This is a genomic window from uncultured Modestobacter sp., assembly GCF_947486615.1.
Taxonomy (GTDB): domain Bacteria; phylum Actinomycetota; class Actinomycetes; order Mycobacteriales; family Geodermatophilaceae; genus Modestobacter.
Genome location: NZ_CANKUD010000001.1, coordinates 1 through 19,842 on the forward strand (window position 1 = coordinate 1; position 19,842 = coordinate 19,842).

Genomic DNA, 19,842 nt, shown 5'->3' on the forward strand with positions numbered 1-19,842 from the left:
GGGCAGACCGGGAAGACCGTGTCGCCGCAGCTGTACATCGCGGTGGGCATCTCCGGGGCGATCCAGCACCGCGCCGGGATGCAGACCTCGAAGACGATCGTCGCGGTCAACAAGGACCCCGAGGCACCGATCTTCGAGCTCGCCGACTTCGGCGTGGTGGGCGATCTGTTCACCGTCGTCCCGGCGGCCACCGAGCAGATCAGCGCCCACAGGGGTTGAACGACGACAGAGCATCCCGTCAACCTCGGTCGGTGGAGGACCAGTGACCAGCACGCTCGAGCCACCGCTCCACGTGGTGCTGCACCGGGCACCGACCGCAGGTGGTGCGGTCGGTGCCCCTGACGGAAGGCGCTCCGATGTGGCGGGTGCGTCGCCCACCGGACTGACGCTCACGCAGGCGCGGGTGGCCGCGGGCATGTCCGTCACCCAGCTCGCCCGAGCCCTGCACGTGGCCCGCTCCACGGTCTCCATGTGGGAGAGCGGCACCCGGCGGGCGTCCAGGTGTTACTGGGCCGACCTGGCACGCGCTGCGACTGGAGCCTGCCGAGGTCACTGCCCTGTTCGACGGGTATCCGGCGGCGCGGGACGACAGCGTCCAGTTGCCTGGCCTCGGCCGGGCGCGGCGCAGGGCCGGGCTCCCCCAACGGGAGGTGGCCCAACGGGTCGGAGTCGCCCCCACGACCCTGTCGATGTGGGAGTCGGCCGGTGTCCCGGTCCCCCATGCGGTGGCGGCTCAGCTCGAGGAGATGCTCGCCACCGACCTGACGGAGCTGGTGCTGCCGCCAGCGCCTCCCGCCGTTCCGGATCCGCGACCGCTGCGACGGTTGCGGCGCCAGGCCGGCATGACGCAACGCGAGGCGGCGGCGCACCTGCGGATCGCGGTCGGCTCCCTGGCCCGGTACGAGGCCGGGCAGCGCACCGTGCCGGTCTCCGTGATCCGGCGCATGGCCGTCGCTTACCGCCGCCCGTTCGACGAGGTGCTCGGTCACAGCGGGCACCAGCCGGTGCCGCTGCCACCCGGCCCATCGTGGGGCCCGGCGGACCTGCCCGAGGCGATACGTTCACTCCGGACGACGGCGGGGATGTCGAAGGACGGCCTCGGGCGCATCCTCGGGCGCTCCGGCCAGGCCGTCCGCAGCTGGGAGGCCACGATGCGCCGGCTCGAGTTGCTGTTCGGTCTACCGACCGGCCGTTTCCCGTCCTGAGCCGCCGTGCTCAGCTGCGCAGCAGCCGGCGCAGCCAGTTCAGCCGGGCGGCCTTGGCGTCCTGGGACATGCCCGCCGAGGGCGCGAACGTGTCGAAGCTGTGGAAGCCGCCAGGCCATACGTGCAATTCGGCCCGGCCGCCGGCTGCCCAGATGCGTCCGGCATGGGCGACGTCCTCGTCCCGGAAGGTCTCCGCCGACCCCACGTCGATGAAGGCGGGTGGTAATCCGGACAGGTCGGTGGCACGGGCCGGCGCCGCGAAGGGCGACACGTCCAGCCCGCCCCGGCCGGCCCCCAGCAGGGCGGTCCAGCCGGTGTCGTTCGCGGTGCGGTCCCACACTCCCTGCCCGGCCATCTGCTCTGCGGACGCGCTGTCGTTGCGGTCGTCGAGCATGGGACACATCAGTAGCTGCCCGGCCAGGGCCGGGCCGTCCTGGTCGCGGGCGAGGAGGGCGAGAGCGGCCGCCAGCCCGCCACCGGCGCTCGTCCCCGCGACGATCACCCTGCCGGGGTCGATGCCCAGTTCCGCGGCGTGCTCCACCGTCCAGAGGAGCCCGGCCCAGCAGTCATCGACCGGGGCCGGGTGCGGGTGCTCGGGCGCCAATCGATATTCCACCGACACGACCACGAGCCCGAGTGCGTCGGCCCAGTCCAGCGGCTCCATCACCCCGCTGCGGTTGTCGCCCAGCACCATGCCGCCGCCGTGCATGAAGTAGACGGCTGGGAGGGGACCGGTTGCAAGAGTGGGCCGGCAGATGAGCAGCGGGACGTCCGGTGCGCCCACCGGCCCCGGTGCCGTCCGGGTCGCGACGGTGAACCGGCCGCTCCGAGCCAGCTCGGCATCCGTCGGTGTGCTCAAGCGCGAGCCGCGCCGTACCGCCGGGATGTGCTCGGGCACGATAGCCGGGGGCAGCACCCCACTCAGGACGGCCAGGACGGGCGCCAGTTCCGCGTCGAACGGCGGGGGAGGGCCGACCGGGGCGGTCGGCGGCTCAGGGTCGGTGCCGGTCACGCGCTCGGTGACGTCGATCGGGGACCAAGGTGGGATCAGACCTCGATCAGGACCCCGCCGGACTGGCCGCCACCTGCACACATGGTGGCCACACCGATGCCGCCGCCGCGACGGCGCAGTTCGTGCACCAGGGTGGTGATCATGCGGGCGCCGGAGGCGGCGATCGGGTGGCCCAGGCTGCAGCCGCTGCCGTGCACGTTGACCACTTCCTCGTCGATGTCCAGCAACGTGCAGGCGGCGACGGGGACCGAGGCGAAGGCCTCGTTGATCTCCCAGAGCGCCACGTCGGATTGGGCCACGCCGGCCCGGGCGAGGAGGCGGGGGATCACCTCGACCGCGGCCATCCCCATGCGAGCTGGGTCTACGCCGAGCGCCGTCCATGCCCGGACCGTCGCCAGCGGAGTGAGGCCCTCCGACCGGGCCAGCTCGTCGCTGGTAAGCGCGAGGACGGCCGCGGCGTCGTTGATGCCGCTGGCATTGCCGGCGGTGATGGAGAACCCCTCGATCTCCGGGTGGATGACCTTCAGCGACGCCAGCTTCTCCATCGTGGTGGTGCGGCGGGGGTGCTCGTCGACAGCGAAGTCGATCAGCGAGCCGTCCTTCTGCAAGGCCTTCACGGCGAGCACCTCGTCGGCGAAGACCCCCGCGTCGATGGCGGTAATCGCGCGCTGGTGCGAGCGGAATGCCCAGGCGTCCAGCTGCTCGCGAGTCAGGTGGGCCTCGACCGCGGTGCTCCAGCCGACCGAGATCGACATGTCCCGGTTGGGAGCGTCCGAGCGATCCGGGTGGCTGGGGCTCATCCAGTTCTCCTCGAACTGGTCGACCGTACCGGGGATCCGCCAGCGCATCAGGGGGCCGGTCGAGGTGGACTGCACCCCACCGGCGAGGACGGCGGAGTCCATGCCGGCCCGGATGTTGGCTGCCGCGTTGCCCACGGCCGTGAGGCTGCCGGCGCAGTGCCGGTTCACCGCCTGGCCGGGCACCGAGGTCATCCCCGCGGCGACGGCTGCATGCCGGGCGATGTCGCCACCGCCCCAGCCGGACTCGGCGAGCACGACGTCGTCGAAGGCGTTCTTGTCCAGCCCGGACCGGCGGACCGCCTCCTCCAGCGTGACCTGGGCGAGCTCCAGTGCACTGGTGTCGGCGAGGGTGCCTTTGAAGGCGGTCCCGATGGGGGTCCTGACAGCGCTGACGATCACGGCGTCGGGCACGGAGCACCTTCCGATGGGGGAGCAGGCGCCGACCGGCGCCTGCTTGTGACCATACGATCAAAACGGGTTATTGAGTACCCTTACTTCATCGACGTGTTCGGCTGTTGGGCGACCCGGACCAGCCCCTCCTGGACGACGCTGGCGACCAGGGTGCCGCGCCGGTCGAAGAACCGGCCCCGGCACAGCGCGCGGGAGCCGCCGGCCCAGATGCCCTCCTGGTCGTAGAGCAACCACTCGTCGGCTCGGAACGGTGCGTGGAACCACACCGCGTGGTCCAGGCTGGCCAGCAGCAGACCGGGGGTGTCGATGACGACTCCGTGCGGCGGGAGCGCGGAGGACAGCAGCAGTAGGTCCGAGGCGTAGGTCGCCGCGCAGGCATGGAGCAGCGGGTCGTCGTCCAACGGCTGAGCCGACCGCAGCCACAGCCGCTGGGCGGGGGCGCGCAGCTCTCCCCGTACGGTGGCGAACCGGGGCAGCTCGTCGGGGAAGCGGAGCTCGAGCGGGAAGACCTCGGAGATCCTGGTCAGCCACCTGCGCGTCTGCTCATCGGCGCCGGCCAGCACCTGGGTGGCCGTTGGCAGGTCGTCGGGGTCCGGGGCGTCGAGCTGCGGGAGCTGGTGGGCGAAGCCGTCCTCGACCAGGGCGAAGGACGCAGACAGGTGGAACACCGGCTCGCCGTGCTGCACCGCCACGACCTGCCGGGTGGTGAAGGTGCGCCCGTCCCGAATGGCGTCGACGGTGTAGGAGATCGGGGCGCCCGGGTCGCTCGGCCGGAGGAAGTAGGCGTGCAGTGAGTGCACGGGCCTGTTCGCAGGTGCCGTGCGCCCGGCCGCGACCAGCGCCTGGCCGGCCACCTCTCCACCGAAGGTGCGGGTCGCCGCAGCAGGGCTGGAGCGCGCGCGGAAGACGTTCAGATCGATCTGCTCGAGGTTGAGGATGTCCTGCAGTCCTGGCGTCACGGCGACATGGTGACAGGCGGCCAGGGGATCGACGACCCCAAATCCGTCTCCTCAATTGCCATGATCTAGCTGTCGGCGCGGTCAGCGCCAGGCGAACACCGGCTGCACGTAGCCGGACGGTCAGACGGTGGCAGGCCACATGGCAGGACTGGTACAGGACCGCAGCGGCGGGCGCGTACAGCAGCCCGCCGAGCACCGGGAGCTGGATCACCGGCGCGTCGGACTCAGGGATGGTCACGAAGCACGGGGGGACGTTCAGGTCGGCCACGGTCTCCTGGTGGACCGAGGCCAGCTCCGCCTCCGCGCCGACGACTACACCGACCTCCCCGGCCCAGCCGACGACCGGCGTCATCACCTGGCCCGACCGCGTGACGCGGTCGTCGAGCAGCCCGAGGACCCCGCTGCCAACGAGGGGCGGCCATCCGGGGAGAGTCTGCGAGCCGGCCGGCGATCGTCGTCCGGTCCAGCGCTCTCGCCGCGCTCATCGGCCCCCTCTGTGGACAGCGCTCGCGAACCCCTCTGTGGACATCGGTGCGGAGAGTCGGCCGCGTGCGTCGGGTCAGTGCCACCAGTCGGTGAGTGCGGCCAGGTGTCGGCGCAGGCGGTGCCGCGCCAGCCCCTCGTCGCCGGCCAGCACGGCTTCGGCGATGCGCCGATGGACCCGCTCTACCTCGGTGGCTGCCACGGAACCGGAGACCACTCCCTCCACGGGGGCGTGCCGGCGCCACAGCGCCGTCAGGATCCGCAGGAACAGCGTCAGCACCGGGTTGCCGGCCAGCTCGGCCAGCTCGGCGTGGAAGGAGTCGGCCGGCGCCCGGTCGCGGGCGGACTCCGGTTCCGGCCAGCGCGCGGCCACGTCGAGGCGCCGCACCACCTCCGGGTCGTCGTGCCGGGCGGTCACCCGGGTGACGACGCCCAGCTCGATCACCTCCCGGACGGCCAGCAGGTCGCGTGGGCCGACCGCCCGGTACTCCAGGTACAGCGCCATCGTCTCGACGCTCGCCTGGGCGTCGGGGGTGCCGACCACGAGGCCGCCGCCCGGTCCGCGCCGCATGCTCGCCACCGAGTGGTACTCCAACAGCCGCACGGCCTCCCGCAGCACCGCCCGGCTGATCCCGTAGCGGGAGAGCAGATCCGACTCCGAGCCGATCACCGCCCCCACCGGCCGGCCGGCGGCCGCGATGTCGTCGCGCAGCCGGCCGGCCACCACCTCGGCTAGCTTGGCCTGGGGTGCGGCCGTCAGGGGGGAGGTCGCCACCCGGTCTGTGACCCGGCCGCCCTGGCCGTGGCTGCGCATCCACGCCGCCACCGCGTCGAGGTAGGCGGCCATCCTGGTCTCCGCCCGCCCGGCGTCCCCGGCGATGACCAGGTCGGCGATCTCGGCGTGCCGGCGGTGGGCCTCGGCCCGGGCCTCCCGGAAGGCGGAGGCCGGCGTGTCCGTGGCCAGCCGGCCGTAGCGGTCGGTGAGCCGGGTCAGCACCTCGATGAACAGCCCGAGCACAGGGTTCGCCGAGAGCTCGCCGAGCAGGACGTGCAGCGCCTCTACGGTGCGGTCACCGCGGTCGTCGGTCGTCGCCGAGCCGGCCGCGAGCGTGTGCCGCAGCTCGGTGATCCCGTCCTCGGTGACCTGGGCGGCGGCCATCGCCGCGGCGAGCGGCTCGATCAGCCGCCGGGCCTCCATCAGGTCGTCGACGCTGGTGTTCACCGACTCCAGGTAGATGACGATGGCGCGGGCGGCCGGTCGGGCGTCGGGTGCCACGACGAACAGGCCACCGCCCGGACCGCGCCGCATCCGGGCCACGTGGTGGTGCTCCACCAGCCGGACGGCCTCCCGTAGCACCGCGCGGCTCACGCCGTACCTCTGCCGGAGCTCGGACTGGGAGCCCAGTGACTCACCGACCGGCCAGCCGCGTCCGACGATGTCCCGCTCGATGCGCAGTGCCACCTGGGCGGCCAGCTTGCCGGCGGCGGGCTCGTCCGGAGCCGAATGGGCCTGGGAACCGGGCGCCGACGCGTCCCGGGACGGGTCGACGTCGATGAGGGGCATGGCGGTCTCCTGGGTGATCGAGACTCCTCAGCCTAGGTGCTCAGCAGATCTTGGTGGGCGTCGGCCGGAGGTTGACAGGAATTGGGGTGCCTGATTGTGTCGGCCACTCGATCCGCGCGCCGTCCCGAGGAGCTCCATGTCGATCGCCCCGCCCGGTTCGTCCACGTCAGCGGACACGCCGGCGGTGGACGTCGGCACGCTGACCGTCGGGGTCCTCGGCGGCACCGGGCCGCAGGGTCGAGGACTGGCGGTACGCCTCGCCGCCGCCGGCCAGCGGGTGCTGCTGGGCTCGCGGGACCCCGACCGGGCCGCCGAGGTGGCCACGGAGGTCGCCACGTCCGCCGGCACCGTCACCCCCCGGCCGGGCTCAGTGCAGGGCGGTTCGAACACCGACGTCGCCGGGGCGGCGGACCTGGTGGTCGTGGCCGTGCCCTTCGCCGGCCACGCGGCCACCCTGGCCGTCCTCGCCTCCCGGCTGGCCGGCAAGGTCGTCGTCGACTGCGTGGTGCCGATGGCGTTCGACGAGCGGGGTGCCTACGTGCTCGACGTCCCCGAGGGCAGCGTCACCCAGCAGGCCGCGGCGCTGCTGCCGGACAGCGCGGTCGTCGGCGCCTTCCACCACCTCTCCGCCACGCTTCTGGAGGACCTCTCCCGATCGAGCATCGACGCCGACGTGCTGGTCGTGGGTGACGACCGGACGGCCACCGAACTGGTGCAGGCGCTGGCGGGGCGGCTGCCCGGAGTCCGCGGCATCTACGCCGGGCGCCTGCGCAACGCCCGCCAGGTCGAGGCGCTGACCATCAATCTGGTGTCGGTCAACCGCCGGTACAAGGCGCACGCCGGGATCCGCGTCACCGACGTCTGACGGCGCCGGTCCGGCGGCGCCCCGCTGCCGCGGGCCCCGCAGCACGCGATCCCGGGTCGAGGCCCCGGCTGCTCGGTGCGTCGGCCGCCCTTGCCAAAGGCGCCCTCGCCATCGCAGAGTCAACCCGACACAGTCGTCAGAAAGGGTGCTCCTCATGCGGGACGCAGTCATCGTCGAGGCCGTGCGTACGCCGATCGGCAAGCGCAACGGCGGGCTCTCCGGGGTGCACCCGGCCGATCTCTCGGCGGTGGTGCTCAACGCCCTGGTCGAGCGGGCCGGTGTCGACCCGGCGCTGGTCGACGACGTCATCTGGGGGTGTGTCACGCAGGTTGGCGAACAGACCTTCGACATCGCCCGCACCGCCCTGCTCACCGCAGGCTGGCCGGAGACGGTACCGGGTGTGACCATCGACCGGCAGTGCGGTTCCTCCCAGCAGTCGGTGCACTTCGCCGCGGCCGGGCTGATCGCCGGGCACTACGACGTGGTCGTCGCCGGCGGCGTCGAGTCCATGAGCCGGGTACCGATCACCCAGGCGCTGGCCGGTGGCTCACCGCACCCGCAGGCGTTCCTCGACCGGTACGACGGCGTCTCCCCGAACCAGGGCCTGGGTGCGGAGATGATCGCCGCCCGCTGGGGCCTGTCCCGGCAGCAGCTCGACGAGTTCTCGGTCGCTTCGCACGAGAAGGCCGCCGCAGCCCGCGACGAGGGCCGCTTCGACGCCCAGATCGTCCCGGTCACCCTGCCCGACAGCACCGTGGTCACGCAGGACGAGGGCATCCGGCTGAGCACTGTGGAAAAGCTGGGTACCCTCAAGACGGTCTTCAAGCCCGATGGTGGCGTGATCACCGCCGGCAACTCCTCGCAGATCTCCGACGGCTCGTCGGCCCTGCTGATGATGACGGGGGACCGGGCACGTGAGCTCGGGCTCACCCCGATCGGCCGGGTACACACCGCGGTGCTGGCCGGGGACGACCCCGTGGTCATGCTCACCGCGCCGATCCCGGCCACCCAGAAGGCGCTGGACCGGTCCGGCCTGTCGATCGACGAGATCGGGGCGTTCGAGGTCAACGAGGCTTTCGCGCCGGTGCCGCTGGCCTGGCTCGCCGAGGTCGGGGCCGACGCGAAGACGCTGAACGTCTACGGCGGGGCCATCGCCCTGGGCCACCCGCTGGGCGGCTCCGGCGCCCGGCTGATGACCACGCTGGTGCACCACATGCGCGACAACGGCATCCGCTACGGCCTGCAGACCATGTGCGAGGGCGGCGGGCAGGCCAACGCCACCATCCTAGAACTGCTCTGAGGGTGGCGCTGCCAACGAGGGTCGCCGGTTCGCGAGGTTCGGCGGGAACGGTGCTCCGGGTGAACGGGCTGGCGCACGTGAACCAGCTGGTCGACGACATCGACGCGGCGGAGTCCTTCTACACCGACGTCCTCGGGGCGAGGACGTTCTGGCGGCAGTACGACCAGGACGAGAACCGGGACGCCTGCCTGTTCCTCGTAGGCGACGTCTGCATCGAGCTGTTCGCGCCGCGCGACGAGCACTCGCTGCTGGGTGCCGCGCTGGCCCGGTACGGCAACAGCTGGCACTCCTTCGAGTGGCACGTGCCCGATCTCGACGAGGCGCGGGTGGCGCTGGTCGAGCGCGGGGTGCGGATCCCGGTCGACCGGCCGGGGGCCTTCCTGATGACCCATCCCGCCGACTGTCACGGCATGCTGCTGGAGCTCTCGCCGCTGACCATGCCCGGTGATCCACGGGCCGAGCCGGGCTGGGGCCCGGCGTCCTGGCGCGACCGGGACCCGCTCGGCATCACCGGCCTGCACCGGGTCACGGTGGCGGTGCGGGACCTCACCGCCGCCACCGGCTGGCTGACCGGCCTGCTCGGCGTGCCGGCCCCTGCCGCCGAGCACCGCCGGGAGCTGGACGCCGACGTGGTGAGCGTGCCGGTCGCCGACCACGTGGTGGAGCTGGTGCAGGCCCGGCAGGACACCGGCCCGATCGCCGACCACGTCCGGCGGTGGGGCCAGCGGCTGCGGTCGATCGAGCTGGGCGTCACCGACCTCGACCGGGCCACCGGCCACCTGCGCGGCAGGGGGCTGCGCGTGGAGCCGGGGAGCCGGGCGGGGGCGGTCGCCATCGCCGCGGCCGACAACTGGGGCGTGCGCTGGGAGCTGGCCGCCGGCTGAAACCGGGCCGCCCGGTTCCACCTGTCCGCACACCGAGCAGCAGAACCGACCGATGTCGAGGAGAGAACATGCCGTTGAACGGATCGAGTGTCGTGGTGACCGGCGCGGGGGCGGGGATCGGGCGGGCGACCGCCCTCCGGCTGGCCGCCGCAGGTGCCCGGGTGGTCGTCTCGGACGTGTCCGAGACGAGCGGCCAGGCCACCGTGGACCTGATCACCGAGGCCGGCGGGACGGCGTACAACGTGCCCGCCGACGTCTCCCGGGAGGACGACGTCCAGGCGCTCTTCTTCCGCACGGTCGAGCTGGTGGGCGGGCTGGACCTGGCGGTCAACAACGCGGGGATCGCCCACCACCCGGGCGACCTGCACGAGCTGCCGGTCTCCGCCTGGGACCTGGTGATGGGCGTCGATCTTCGCGGCACGTTCCTGTGCATGCGGGCCGAGCTGGGGCTGATGGTGGCCGCCGGCCACGGCAGCATCGTGAACATGGCGTCCAACGCCGGGGTGAAGAACGCCCCGGACATGGCTGCCTACACCGCCGCCAAGCACGGTGTGGTCGGCCTGACGAAGAACGCGGCCCTGCAGTACGCGCGGCGCAACATCCGGATCAACGCGGTCTGCCCCGGCACTGTGCTCACCCCGGGACTGGCCGGCTACCCCGAGGAGATCCGGGCGCAGTGGGCGGACATGATCCCGATGGGCCGGACGGGGACGCCGGAGGAGATCGCCGGGTCGGTCGCCTTCCTGCTCTCCGACGAGGCCGCGTTCATCACCGGCCACGAACTGCTGATCGATGGCGGTCTCATGTACCAGTGACCACCGGGCGGGTCGTCACCGCTCGGCGACGACCCGGCCGGCGACCACGGTGGCCCGCACCCGCTCGGCCGACGGCGCGCTGAGCACGTCGTCCAGCGCTCCGTCGAGCAGGCACAGGTCGGCCGGCGCGCCCGGCCCGATCCGGCGCGGCCGGGCCGGGTCGTCGGCGGCACCGGTGAGCAGCCGGAGCGCCACCCGGGCCGGCAGCCGCTCCGCGGGGCCGAGCACCTGCCCGGAGGGAGTGCGGCGCCGGGTCGCCGCGGTGAGCGCCGCCCACGGGTCGGCGTCGCCGAACGGCGCGTCGGTGCCGATCGCCAGCCGCACCCCAGCGGCGTGCAGCGAGGCGCAGCGCCAGAGGTCGGGGAGCTCGGGGGCGGGCACGTCCTGCAGGTACTCCTCGCCCCGCTCGGCCACCAGGTTCGGCTGGGTGACCACCGTGAGCCCGAGCTCCCGCAGATCGGCCAGGCACGACGCGGGGACGAGCGCCCCGTGCTCGATCCGGTCACCGTGCCGGGGCCCGGCCATCCGCAGGGCGGTCAGGGTCAGCACCAGCTGCACCTGGGTGACGCAGTGCACCGCGACCGGCACCCCGGCGGCGTGCGCGGCGGCGCAGCGGTCGACAAGGTCGTCCAGTGCCGGCAGCCGGTCGTCGTCCAGGAGGACCTTGACCGGGCCGACGGTCACCAGCTCGCCGGGTGGGACGGACGTGCCCGGCTCCGCCATCCGGTGCACCCGCTGGAGGACGACACCGTCGGCGGTGGCGCGCCGGAGGTCGTCGACCTCGGCCTGCCCGGCGCCCGGGGTCGCCTCGGTGAGGCCGGTGACGCCCGTGGCCGCCAGGCGCCGGGACGTCGCGGCGAGCTGCCCGCCGTCGCCGTCGCGGCGGGTGCGCGCGGCCAGCCAGCCGTCCGCCCGCCACAGCCGGCCGGTCGGTTCCCCGGTGGCGTTCCGCTCCACGCCGGGGTGCTTGAGCGGGCCGAGCTCGCGCAGGCCGGCGGAGTTGAGCGTCCAGAGCACGCCGCTGCGGTGCTGCACCCGGACCGGCCGGTCGGGCACGAGGGCGTCGAGCCGCCAGCGGTCCAGCGGGCCGGTCGTCGACTCGTGGTGGCCGATTGCCCGGATCCAGCTCGTCGGGTCGCCGGGCGCGCCGCGCAGCACCGCACCGAAGGCATCCGGGCCGGGGGCCTGGGCCGGTCCGACCTGCACCGACGCCTGGACAGCGGCCAGCGCCCGCAGGTGCAGGTGGTGGTCGTGCAGGCCCGGGATCAGCGCGCCACCGCCGCCGTCCACCTCCCGCACGCCGCGCGCCGGGGCCAGCCGGTCGGCCACCGCGGCGACCAGGCCGTCGCGGACCAGGACGTCGACCAGCCGATCGGCCACCCGCACCCGGCGCAGCAGCAGGTCGGCCGGGTCAGCGCCCGGCACGCAGACTCCCGACGACCGCCCGCGTGTGCGCACCGGGAGGTGGCGCCGGCGGAACCGGAGGGAGGGCCGGCGGGTCGAGGACCGGATGCCTGGTGCCGCAGGCCGGACAGGACACCCGGCGGCCGGTGACCTCCCCGGCCGGCGTCCCGGCCGGGGCCGCAGCCGCAGCCGCAGCCGCGGCTGCGGCGGCGACGTCCCGCATCACCACCTCGACCAGCTGCCCGCCGCCACGGGTGAGCGACTCCAGCGCGCCGACGGCGGCCGCCAGGCCGGTCAGCGGATCGGCGATCGCGTCACCGCAGAACACCGGGTCGGCCGACCGCCCGCCGACCAGCCCCCCGGCCACGGCAGCGTCGTCGCCGAAGGCCACTCGGTCGCTGGCGCGGCCGTGCCCGGTGAGCGACACCCACACCTGGCCGTCGCGGTGCGCGAGCTGGTCAGGGGACAGGCCCAGCTGTGCCAGCGCTCGGGGCCGGGAGGCCTCGAGAACGACGTCGGCGGCCGCGAGCAGGTGCCGCAGGTCGGCGTGCCCTGGCGCGGTTGCCGGGTCGAGCAGGACGCTCGCGGTGCCGGTGTGCAGCCAGTCGTAGAAGGGGGCCGGGCCCCGGCGGGCGCCGTCCAGCCGCTGCGGGAACTCGACCTTGACCACCCGGGCGCCGCCGTCGGCCAGCAGCCGCGCGCACAGCGGGCCGGCCCACATCGAGGAGAGGTCGACGACCAGCGCCCCGGCCAGTTGGCCGCGAGCGGAGGGCGCACCGAGCGGCCGGGCCCGCTCCGGCGCGGGCGGCGGGGGAGGGTCTGCGGGCAGCGCGGCGGAGGGCACGCCGAGCAGGGTCGCCGCGTCGACCAGCCGGGCCGCGGTCGTCCCGAGCGCGGCGGTGGCCAGCAACTGCTGCGGATCGGCGGCCCCGTCGGCACGGCCACCGGCCAGCGCGACCAGCGCCGGCACGCTCTCGGTGTCCCAGGGCCGGGCCAGCGACACCGCCCACCAGCCGTCCGCGGTGGGCAGCAACCGGCTCGCCCCGCCGGCCGAGGTCCGTCCCCGGCGGCGGAGCCCCAGGGCACCGGCCCGACCGGCGAGCAGGACGGCGGGGTCGACGTCCACACGGGCGCCCAGCCGGTCGCCGGCGTCCTGCAGCCGGGTGATCAGGTCCGTGACGAACCCGAGCAGGCCGGCCGGGCCGGGGTCGGGCGGGCCGTCGGGCGGACCGGTCAGCGCCATCAGCCCGGAGCGGGCCCAGCGGTCCAGCGTGCAGGACGGGGCGCGGGAGGGTCGCTCGCGGTCGGGTCCCATGTCGCTGGCATGGTAACGACGCAGCGTCCCCGGTCGGGGCGCAGAGAGGACCGGTGAGGCGTGCCTGGAGCAGGTTCGGTCCCGGCCCGGGCGCTGCCGCAGCTGTTGGCCGGCTACCGCGGGCTGCCCGAGGAGCTGGACCCGCTGCTGGGGTCGCCGCTGCTGGTGGTCGACCTCGACGGCGCCGGACCCGCGGACCTGGCACCACTGGGGGTGCGGCCGGCGTGCGTCGTGGTCGGGGTGCACCGGGCGGCCGCCGTTCCTCCCGGCGTCCCGGCCGAGCTCTTCGACGTCCTGCTCGCCGAGGCGTCCGGGGCACCGGCCCCGTGGGTCGCCGTGCCCGACCTGGACGACGCGGTCGCCACGCTGACCACTACGCTGGGCACTGCGCCGCAGGCCGCCACTGCGCTGGTCCAGCTGCTCCGGCTGGCCGAGCGCCTTCCGGCGCCGGACGCTCTGGTCGCCGAGTCCTTCGCCTACGCCACGCTGCAGGGCGGCCCGGAGCACCGGGCGTGGCTGGCCGGCCGACCGGCCCGCAGCCCCCGCCGGGCGGACCGCCCTCCGGTGCTCGTCGACCGGCGCGACGACACGTTGCTGCTCACCCTGGACCGGCCCGAGGTGCGCAACGCCTACGACGCCGCGGTCCGCGACGGCCTGGTTGACGGCTTCCGGCTGGCCGTGGCCGACGACGGGCTGCGCCGGATCGAGCTGCACGGGCGCGGCCCGGACTTCTGCGCAGGCGGGGACCTCACCGAGTTCGGCACGACACCGGACCCGGCGACCGCCCACCTGGTGCGCACCACCGCCGGGGCCGCCCCCGCGTTGCTGGCCGTGGCCGACCGGGTCACCGCCTACCTGCACGGCAACTGCATCGGTGCGGGCATCGAGGTGCCGGCCTTCGCCGGGCGGGTGGTCGCCGCTGCGGACACCCTGCTGCGCCTGCCGGAGATCGGCATGGGCCTGATCCCCGGGGCGGGGGGGACGGTGAGCATCACCCGGCGGATCGGCCGCCACCGGACGGCCTGGCTGGCCCTGAGCGGGCTGCCGCTGCCCGCGCTCCCGGCCAGCGATTGGGGACTGGTCGACGAGGTTGCGCCGGAGTGACCGGCGCCGGCGTCAGCCGGCCGACGGGACGCCGAGCTCGCGTCCCCGCTTGATCAGCCCGCGGACGTCGCCGATGCCCAGCACCGCGACCGGATCGGCTCCGTGGCGCCCCAGGGCATGGAACTCTGTCGCCCAGTCGCCCTGCACGAGCTCCCAGCTGTCAGCCAGGCCGGGCAGGCCCTGGCCGTCCAGCCGGATGCCCGCCTGCTCGGTCCACATGGTGGGCACCAGGTCCAGCGGCTCCTGCTCCAGCCCGAGCAGCGTGCGGGCCGCGTGCCGGCCGGTGAGCGTGGGCAGGGACCAGTGCTCCACCCGGTGCGTGCCACCGCCGAAGCGGGGATAGGGGAACCCGGCGACGTCGCCCACCGCGACCACGCCCTGGACGCGCCGGCCGTCGGTGTCGAGCACCGCCATGTGCCCGTCGGTCCGCACGCCGTTGGCCAGGTCGATCCGGTTGCCCGCCAGCCACTCCACCTCCGGATGGCTGCCCACCGCCTCCACGACGACGTCCGCGGCGACCTGGCTGCCGTCGTCGAACTCGACCCCGGTGACCCGGTCGGCGCCCAGGTAGCGGACCGGCAGCCGGCCGAGCAGGAACGTGCCCCCCCGGTCGGCGTGCCGCCGGGCCAGCTCGCCGCCGACCTCGGGGCCGAGGGCCCGCAGCAGCGGAACCGGCTCCGGAGCGCTGACGGTGACCGGGCAACCGAGGTCGACGGCGGTCGAGGCCAGCTCCATCCCCACCAGCCCTGCGCCGACGACCAGCAGCCGCCGCCCCGGCCCCAGTTCGGCGGCGAGGGCCCGGGCGTCGTCCAGGGTGCGCAGCACGTGCCGGCCGGGGACCGGCCCGGGCAGGGTCAGCCGTCGGGGCCGCAGCCCGGTGGCGACCACGAGCCCGTCGAAGTCCAGCTCCGCCGCGTCGGACAGCGTGAGCCGGCCGGCGCCGAGGTCGGCGGCGACCACCGAGGTGCCCAGGCACCAGTGGACGTCGCCGGTCGCGGCGCGCTGGGGGAAGCGCAGCTCGGCGATGTCCACGCCGGCGGTCAACGCGGCCTTCGACAGCGGCGGTCGGTTGTACGGCGGATGCGGTTCCGTGCCGACGACGGTGAGCCGGCCGGTGTGCCCGGCGGCGCGCAGCGCCTCCGCAGAGCGCAGCCCGGCCAGGCCGGCCCCGACGACCACGACGTGTTCCACAGCTGATCCCTCTCTCCCGGCGCGGAGCCGTCCCCGGTCGACGGTGCTCCCGACCGATGATGACACAACCGTCAGAAACCTGGTCCGTCCCTGGCGGTGTGCGCCGGAAGGGTGTGCCGGTCGGTCCACTCGATCGTCAGACCCAGCGTGTCGGCCGGATCGGTGGCCAGCACCGCCCCGGTCCGGTGGAGCACCCGGATGCCGACTGTCGACAACCGGCGCTCGGTCGCGGCGAGGTCGGCCACGGCCAGGCAGAAGGAGGCGAGCCGGCCCGTCCCCGGGCCGGTGGCCAGGCGCAGCACGGTGTCGCCGACGGCCAGGTCCAGCGGCCCGTCCGGGTCGTTCCGCCGTCCGCCGGGACCGGGCAGCGGAGTGACGGCGACCAGGTGGCCCAGGAGGTCGGCGGTCGCCCGCACGTCCGGAACGAGGGCGGTGGTCCACGCCAGCCCGAGGACCGGCACCGACGGCGCGCCCGACGCGAGCGGGGCCGGCGCGCCCGCACGCGGTTCGCCGGCGAGCTCCAGGTCGGTCCACTCGATGAGCACCCCGCCGGTGTCCCGAGGGTGCATGAACAGGTGTCGGCCCGGGACGTCGACGCCGGTGATCCGCACGTCCGCCCGGCGCAACAGCGCCTCGACCGTCCACAGGTCGTCGACGGTCCACGCCAGCGAGTGCACGCCGGGGCCGTACCGGCGCAGGAACCCGACGACCGGACTGCCCGGGTCCGTCGGGGAGAACACCGCCAGCGGCGAGGTGCCCAGCCAGAACAGGGCTGAGTCGGTCGCCGACTCCGCGAGCGCGCCGGCGGCGGGGACCGGGAAGCCGCGGGCACTCACCATGCCACCGGTCATCGGCACGGCGCCCAGGGTGCGGGCCAGCCAGGCGCCGGCCTCGGCGCCCGGCCGGTCGGTGACCAGGCCGAGCCGGTGGAGGTGCCCGGGGCGGACCGGGAGCTCCGGCGGCTGGCCGGGGGGCCGGCCGGCGGAGCTCCCGGACGTCACGCGCCCGCCGCCGTCCGGTCGCCGGCCCGCTCGGCGATGCCGATGAGCACCTGGGCCAGCTCGCGCGGCCGGCTGAGGAACGGCGAGTGCCCACCGGGGAACTCGACCACCTCGGAGCCGAGCCGCCCGGCGGCGACGGCCCGCTCCCAGGCCGGCGGAACGGCCGCGTCCGCGGTCATCACCACCGACGTGGCCGGCACGTCGGGCCAGGTGTCGATCGGGCAGGTTTCGGTGAAGACGGTGAGGGCGTTGCCGCGCAGCCGCTCCCACGCCCGCCGGGCCAGCGGCTCGGGGACATCCGGGTAGAAGTAGGTCCGCGCCCGGTTCCAGGAGAAGGCCCCGCGGCCGAGCTCGTCGGGGTCGCTGTCGTCGAAGGGCATGCTGATCGCCGTCTGCCCCTCCGGCGTGCCGAGGTACTCGAAGAAGGTGTGCCCCGGCACCGGGACCATGGCGCCCAGGAACACCATGTGCCGGACCGGTCGCAGCGCGGCCAGCACCGGCAGCGCCAGCCCGCCCATCGAGTGCGCGACGGCGATCACGTCGTCGGAGACGCCGTCGAGGGCCGTGGCCACCGCGCCGGCCCACTCGGCCGCCCCGGCTGCCGGGTCCTCGATCGGCATGTCCGGGGCGACGACGGCGAAGCCGGCCGCCTCCAGCTCCGGGGTCAGCAGCTCCCAGCACCAGCCGCCGTGCTGCCCGCCGTGCATCAGGGCGAAGGTGGTCATCGTCGGCCCCCGCTCAGAAGGTGGGCTGCTGGGGCCGGGCCTTGAGGTAGCCCCCGGCGTCGACGCGCAGCTGCATGCCGGTGACGAACCTCGACTCGTCGGAGACCAGGAACAGCACGGCCTGGGCGATGTCTTCGGGCTCGACAAAGCCCACCGGCATGGCGTTCATCGCCGGGAAGGCGAGCAGGGCGTCCTCCCGGGTCGGGCTGGGCAGGTCGGGGCGGAACAGCTTGTACATGATGTCGCTGTTGAGCATGTGGGTGTTGACGTTCGTCGGGTGCACGGCGTTGGCGCGGATGCTGCGGGGTGCGAGCACGAGCGCCAGGTCGTTGACGAACGAGGCGACGGCCCGCTTGGCCCAGGTGTAGCCCTGCCCGCCCGGTCCGGCCGCCGGGTTGTCCGTCGTGGCGGGGAGCATCGCGGCCAGCGAGCCGGTGGCGACGACCGACGCGCCGTCGGCCAGGTGGGGGAGTGCGGCCTCGACGGCGTTGACGACGCCCACGAAGTCGACCTGCACCGCGTCGAGGAACGCCTGCTGGTCGGGGCTGCCGAGCGGGGCGATGCCCGCCTGGGCGACGACGGCGTCCAGCCTGCCGAGCTCGGCCACGCCCTGGTCCAGCGCGGCGCGAAGGCCGGCGCGGTCGCGGACGTCGGCCTTGAGCGCCACGACCCGGCGGTCCAGCGCCTCCACCTGCTTGGCGGTCTCGTCCAGGTCGCTCTGCCGCGCCATCGGGTACTCGTTGGTGGCGATGTCCTCCAGGCTGTCCACGGCGATGATGTCGGCGCCCTCGGCGGCCAGCTGCAGCGCGTGCGCGCGACCCTGCCCGCGCGCTGCACCGGTGATGAAGACGACCTTGCCTTCGACGCGACCCATTTCGACAGTCCTCACTGGTGGTGGAGAGACCGGGGCCTGGTGGCCCCGGCGGGCGTGGTCGAGGACCACGCAGATCGTGTGCGCCCCGCGGTCACCCGTTGGCGGAGTGGACGCGGTGCCCCGGCGGGTGCTCCGGCGGGTGCGCCGGCGTGGTCGCCGGGCGGAGGGCGCGGGGCTGAGCCGGACGACTGCCCCGCATCCGCCGGAGCCGTGACGCTAGCCACAGCTGGAGAACGTCGTCAACCGTGAACAGCAGAATCATCTGCCCGATCGGCAGGCCGGGAACCGGCCTGCTTCTGACGGTGTGTGATCAGCGAAAGCGTTGACTCGTCTACCTGAATGGGCGAGGCTGGGCCGGGTCCTGGGTGCCGCCTCGGTGGGGTGCTTCGGACGCAGAGGCGCAGCGTGGCGCCCCGAGCACCGGAGGAAAGCCATGTACGTCACCGGGCAGCGGATGCTCATCGCCGGCGAGCTGGTCGAGGCGACCGGCGGTCGCGAGTACGACAACGTCAACCCGGCCACCGAGGAGGTCATCGGAACGGCGCCGGACGCCGGGCCCGAGGACGTCGAGCGGGCCGTCACGGCCGCGCGAGCGGCCTTCGACGAGGGCCGGTGGGCCACCGACGTCACCTTCCGGCAGCACTGCCTGCGCCAGCTGCAGGAGCAGCTGCGCAAGGACGTCCAGGAGATCAGGGCGGCGCACACCGCCGAGACCGGCATGCCGGTGGGCCTGGCCATGACCATCGGGGTCGACGGCCCGATTGACAACCTGTCCTACTACACGGACATGATCGGCGAGCACGCGTGGCAGCGTGAGCTGCCGCCGAAGGAGATCATGGGCCGTACCGCCCGCCGGGTCGTCCGCAAGGAGGCCGCCGGGGTGGTCTCGGCGATCACGCCGTGGAACTACCCCTTCCAGCTCAACCTGACCAAGATCGCCGCCCCGCTGGCCGCCGGCTGCACCGTGGTGCTCAAGCCCGCGCCGGACACCCCGTGGTCGGGCACGATGCTGGCCGCGGCCGCCGCCGAGACCGATCTGCCGCCGGGAGTGCTCAACGTGCTGACCACCTCGGACAACGCGGTGGCCGAGCTGATGACCACCCATCGGGACGTCGACCAGATCACCTTCACCGGCTCGACGGCGACCGGCCGGCGGATCATGCGCAACGCCTCGGACACGATCAAGAGGGTGTCGCTGGAACTCGGCGGCAAGTCCGCGGCGATCGTGCTGGACGAGGCGCTGCTGGAGCTGGCCGTGGGGATGACCGCCGGCGGGGTGTGCATGCACGCCGGGCAGGGCTGCGCGCTGCACACCCGGCTGCTGGTGCCGTTCTCGCTGATGGACCAGGCAGCCCAGATCGCCGGCGCCGTCATGTCCCAGCTGAAGTACGGCGACCCCACCGACATCAGCAACATGATGGGGCCGGTGGTGAACCGGCGGCAGTACGAGCAGGTCCTCGGCTTCCTGGAAGTCGGCCGCGCCGACGGGCGGCTGGTCACCGGCGGCGGTCCGGCCACCCAGTTCGACCGGGGGTTCTGGATCCAGCCGACCGTGTTCACCGACGTCCCCGCCGACAGCCGGCTGGCCCGGGAGGAGATCTTCGGCCCCGTCCTGGTCATCGTCGGCTTCGAGGACGACGACGACGCGGTCCGGCTGGCCAACGACTCGCTCTACGGCCTCTCCGGCGGCGTCTACAGCGGTGACGTCGACCGGGCGATGGCCGTGGCCAACCGGCTGCGCACCGGCACCATCGCCGTCAACGGCGCCCAGTGGTTCGACGTCGAGTCACCGTTCGGCGGCTACAAGCAGAGCGGCCTGGGCCGGGAGTGGGGCCCGGAGGGGCTGGAGGACTTCCTGGAGACCAAGACGGTCAGCTTCCCGGTCTGAGCCGGTCGTCACCTCGGTTGCCGGTCTCGCCCAGCGACCGGC

Annotated in this window: 18 protein-coding genes and 1 pseudogene; 9 read left to right on the forward strand and 10 right to left on the reverse strand. The window is 74.2% G+C overall.

The window, feature by feature from the left end:
* From Q1A09_RS00005 to Q1A09_RS00010, 3 genes and pseudogenes are all read left to right on the forward strand, one after another.
* On the forward strand, positions 1-219 hold a 219-nt coding region (locus Q1A09_RS00005), incomplete at its 5' end, for an electron transfer flavoprotein subunit alpha/FixB family protein (RefSeq protein WP_299950406.1).
* A gap of 139 nt (positions 220-358) precedes the next feature.
* Positions 359-517: pseudogene (locus Q1A09_RS22555) on the forward strand (helix-turn-helix transcriptional regulator); the annotation flags it as partial.
* 82 nt (positions 518-599) lie between these two features.
* Positions 600-1,205, forward strand: coding sequence for a helix-turn-helix transcriptional regulator (locus tag Q1A09_RS00010; protein WP_366139740.1), 606 nt, complete (start codon positions 600-602; stop codon positions 1,203-1,205).
* Positions 1,206-1,215: 10 nt separating this feature from the next.
* Here the strand turns inward: Q1A09_RS00010 and Q1A09_RS00015 are convergent, their stop codons facing one another.
* From Q1A09_RS00015 to Q1A09_RS00030, 4 genes are all read right to left on the reverse strand, one after another.
* Positions 1,216-2,217 carry an alpha/beta hydrolase gene (locus Q1A09_RS00015; protein WP_299950409.1) on the reverse strand — a complete coding sequence of 334 codons (1,002 nt, stop codon included), beginning with the start codon at positions 2,215-2,217 and terminating at the stop codon, positions 1,216-1,218.
* Between the two features lie 35 nt (positions 2,218-2,252).
* Positions 2,253-3,428, reverse strand: a complete 1,176-nt coding sequence (locus Q1A09_RS00020) for a thiolase family protein (protein WP_299950412.1) — start codon at positions 3,426-3,428, stop codon at positions 2,253-2,255.
* Between the two features lie 80 nt (positions 3,429-3,508).
* The gene (locus tag Q1A09_RS00025; protein WP_299950415.1) at positions 3,509-4,387 is read right to left on the reverse strand and encodes an acyl-CoA thioesterase II; all 879 of its coding nucleotides are present in this window, start codon (positions 4,385-4,387) and stop codon (positions 3,509-3,511) included.
* A 559-nt stretch (positions 4,388-4,946) separates the two neighbouring features.
* Positions 4,947-6,434, reverse strand: coding sequence for a FadR/GntR family transcriptional regulator (locus Q1A09_RS00030; RefSeq protein WP_299950418.1), 1,488 nt, complete (start codon positions 6,432-6,434; stop codon positions 4,947-4,949).
* Between the two features lie 136 nt (positions 6,435-6,570).
* On the opposite strand from Q1A09_RS00030, the gene npdG reads away from it, so the two are divergent.
* From npdG to Q1A09_RS00050, 4 genes are all read left to right on the forward strand, one after another.
* Complete coding sequence (npdG, locus tag Q1A09_RS00035) at positions 6,571-7,299, forward strand: NADPH-dependent F420 reductase (RefSeq protein ID WP_299950421.1); 729 nt, start codon at positions 6,571-6,573, stop codon at positions 7,297-7,299.
* Positions 7,300-7,453: 154 nt separating this feature from the next.
* On the forward strand, positions 7,454-8,599 hold the full coding sequence (locus Q1A09_RS00040; protein WP_299950424.1) for an acetyl-CoA C-acyltransferase: 1,146 nt from the start codon (positions 7,454-7,456) through the stop codon (positions 8,597-8,599).
* 59 nt (positions 8,600-8,658) lie between these two features.
* Positions 8,659-9,483: a VOC family protein gene (locus Q1A09_RS00045; protein WP_299950426.1), complete on the forward strand. Its 825-nt coding sequence runs from the start codon at positions 8,659-8,661 to the stop codon at positions 9,481-9,483.
* A gap of 68 nt (positions 9,484-9,551) precedes the next feature.
* Positions 9,552-10,298: an SDR family NAD(P)-dependent oxidoreductase gene (locus Q1A09_RS00050; RefSeq protein ID WP_299950429.1), complete on the forward strand. Its 747-nt coding sequence runs from the start codon at positions 9,552-9,554 to the stop codon at positions 10,296-10,298.
* Positions 10,299-10,313: 15 nt separating this feature from the next.
* On the opposite strand, the gene Q1A09_RS00055 is transcribed toward Q1A09_RS00050, so the two are convergent.
* Together Q1A09_RS00055 and Q1A09_RS00060 are read right to left on the reverse strand one after the other, a co-directional pair.
* On the reverse strand, positions 10,314-11,723 hold the full coding sequence (locus tag Q1A09_RS00055) for an amidohydrolase family protein (protein WP_299950431.1): 1,410 nt from the start codon (positions 11,721-11,723) through the stop codon (positions 10,314-10,316).
* Entirely contained in the window at positions 11,710-13,017 is a 1,308-nt protein-coding gene (locus Q1A09_RS00060) for a CoA transferase (protein ID WP_299950433.1), read from the reverse strand. Before Q1A09_RS00060 ends, Q1A09_RS00055 begins: the two co-directional genes overlap by 14 nt.
* Before the next feature lie 60 nt (positions 13,018-13,077).
* On the opposite strand from Q1A09_RS00060, the gene Q1A09_RS00065 reads away from it, so the two are divergent.
* Entirely contained in the window at positions 13,078-14,121 is a 1,044-nt protein-coding gene (locus tag Q1A09_RS00065) for an enoyl-CoA hydratase/isomerase family protein (RefSeq protein WP_299950436.1), read from the forward strand.
* A 12-nt stretch (positions 14,122-14,133) separates the two neighbouring features.
* On the opposite strand, the gene Q1A09_RS00070 is transcribed toward Q1A09_RS00065, so the two are convergent.
* The 4 genes from Q1A09_RS00070 to Q1A09_RS00085 form a co-directional block, all read right to left on the reverse strand.
* Positions 14,134-15,312: an NAD(P)/FAD-dependent oxidoreductase gene (locus Q1A09_RS00070; protein WP_299950438.1), complete on the reverse strand. Its 1,179-nt coding sequence runs from the start codon at positions 15,310-15,312 to the stop codon at positions 14,134-14,136.
* A 71-nt stretch (positions 15,313-15,383) separates the two neighbouring features.
* A complete protein-coding gene (locus tag Q1A09_RS00075) occupies positions 15,384-16,313 on the reverse strand; it encodes a hypothetical protein (RefSeq protein ID WP_299950441.1) in 930 nt (309 codons plus the stop codon).
* Entirely contained in the window at positions 16,310-17,038 is a 729-nt protein-coding gene (locus tag Q1A09_RS00080; protein WP_299950444.1) for an alpha/beta hydrolase, read from the reverse strand. The genes Q1A09_RS00075 and Q1A09_RS00080 overlap by 4 nt, the downstream gene beginning before the upstream one ends.
* A gap of 13 nt (positions 17,039-17,051) precedes the next feature.
* Positions 17,052-17,912: a mycofactocin-coupled SDR family oxidoreductase gene (locus Q1A09_RS00085; RefSeq protein ID WP_299950447.1), complete on the reverse strand. Its 861-nt coding sequence runs from the start codon at positions 17,910-17,912 to the stop codon at positions 17,052-17,054.
* Positions 17,913-18,345: 433 nt separating this feature from the next.
* Here Q1A09_RS00085 and Q1A09_RS00090 point away from each other — a divergent pair, with 433 nt between their 5' ends.
* Positions 18,346-19,800 (forward strand): aldehyde dehydrogenase family protein, encoded by a 1,455-nt coding sequence (locus tag Q1A09_RS00090; RefSeq protein WP_299950449.1) that lies wholly within the window; start codon positions 18,346-18,348, stop codon positions 19,798-19,800.
* Positions 19,801-19,842: the final 42 nt, after the last annotated feature.

Bases quoted from the DNA above. Each gene is read 5' to 3' on its own strand.
- Q1A09_RS00030 (WP_299950418.1), bottom strand. From the start codon at position 6,434: ATGCCCCTCATCGACGTCGACCCGTCCCGGGACGCGTCGGCGCCCGGT.
- Q1A09_RS00080 (WP_299950444.1), bottom strand. From the start codon at position 17,038: ATGACCACCTTCGCCCTGATGCACGGCGGGCAGCACGGCGGCTGGTGC.
- Q1A09_RS00060 (WP_299950433.1), bottom strand. From the start codon at position 13,017: ATGGGACCCGACCGCGAGCGACCCTCCCGCGCCCCGTCCTGCACGCTG.
- Q1A09_RS00050 (WP_299950429.1), top strand. From the start codon at position 9,552: ATGCCGTTGAACGGATCGAGTGTCGTGGTGACCGGCGCGGGGGCGGGG.
- Q1A09_RS00040 (WP_299950424.1), top strand. From the start codon at position 7,454: ATGCGGGACGCAGTCATCGTCGAGGCCGTGCGTACGCCGATCGGCAAG.
- Q1A09_RS00085 (WP_299950447.1), bottom strand. From the start codon at position 17,912: ATGGGTCGCGTCGAAGGCAAGGTCGTCTTCATCACCGGTGCAGCGCGC.
- Q1A09_RS00090 (WP_299950449.1), top strand. From the start codon at position 18,346: ATGTACGTCACCGGGCAGCGGATGCTCATCGCCGGCGAGCTGGTCGAG.
- npdG (WP_299950421.1), top strand. From the start codon at position 6,571: ATGTCGATCGCCCCGCCCGGTTCGTCCACGTCAGCGGACACGCCGGCG.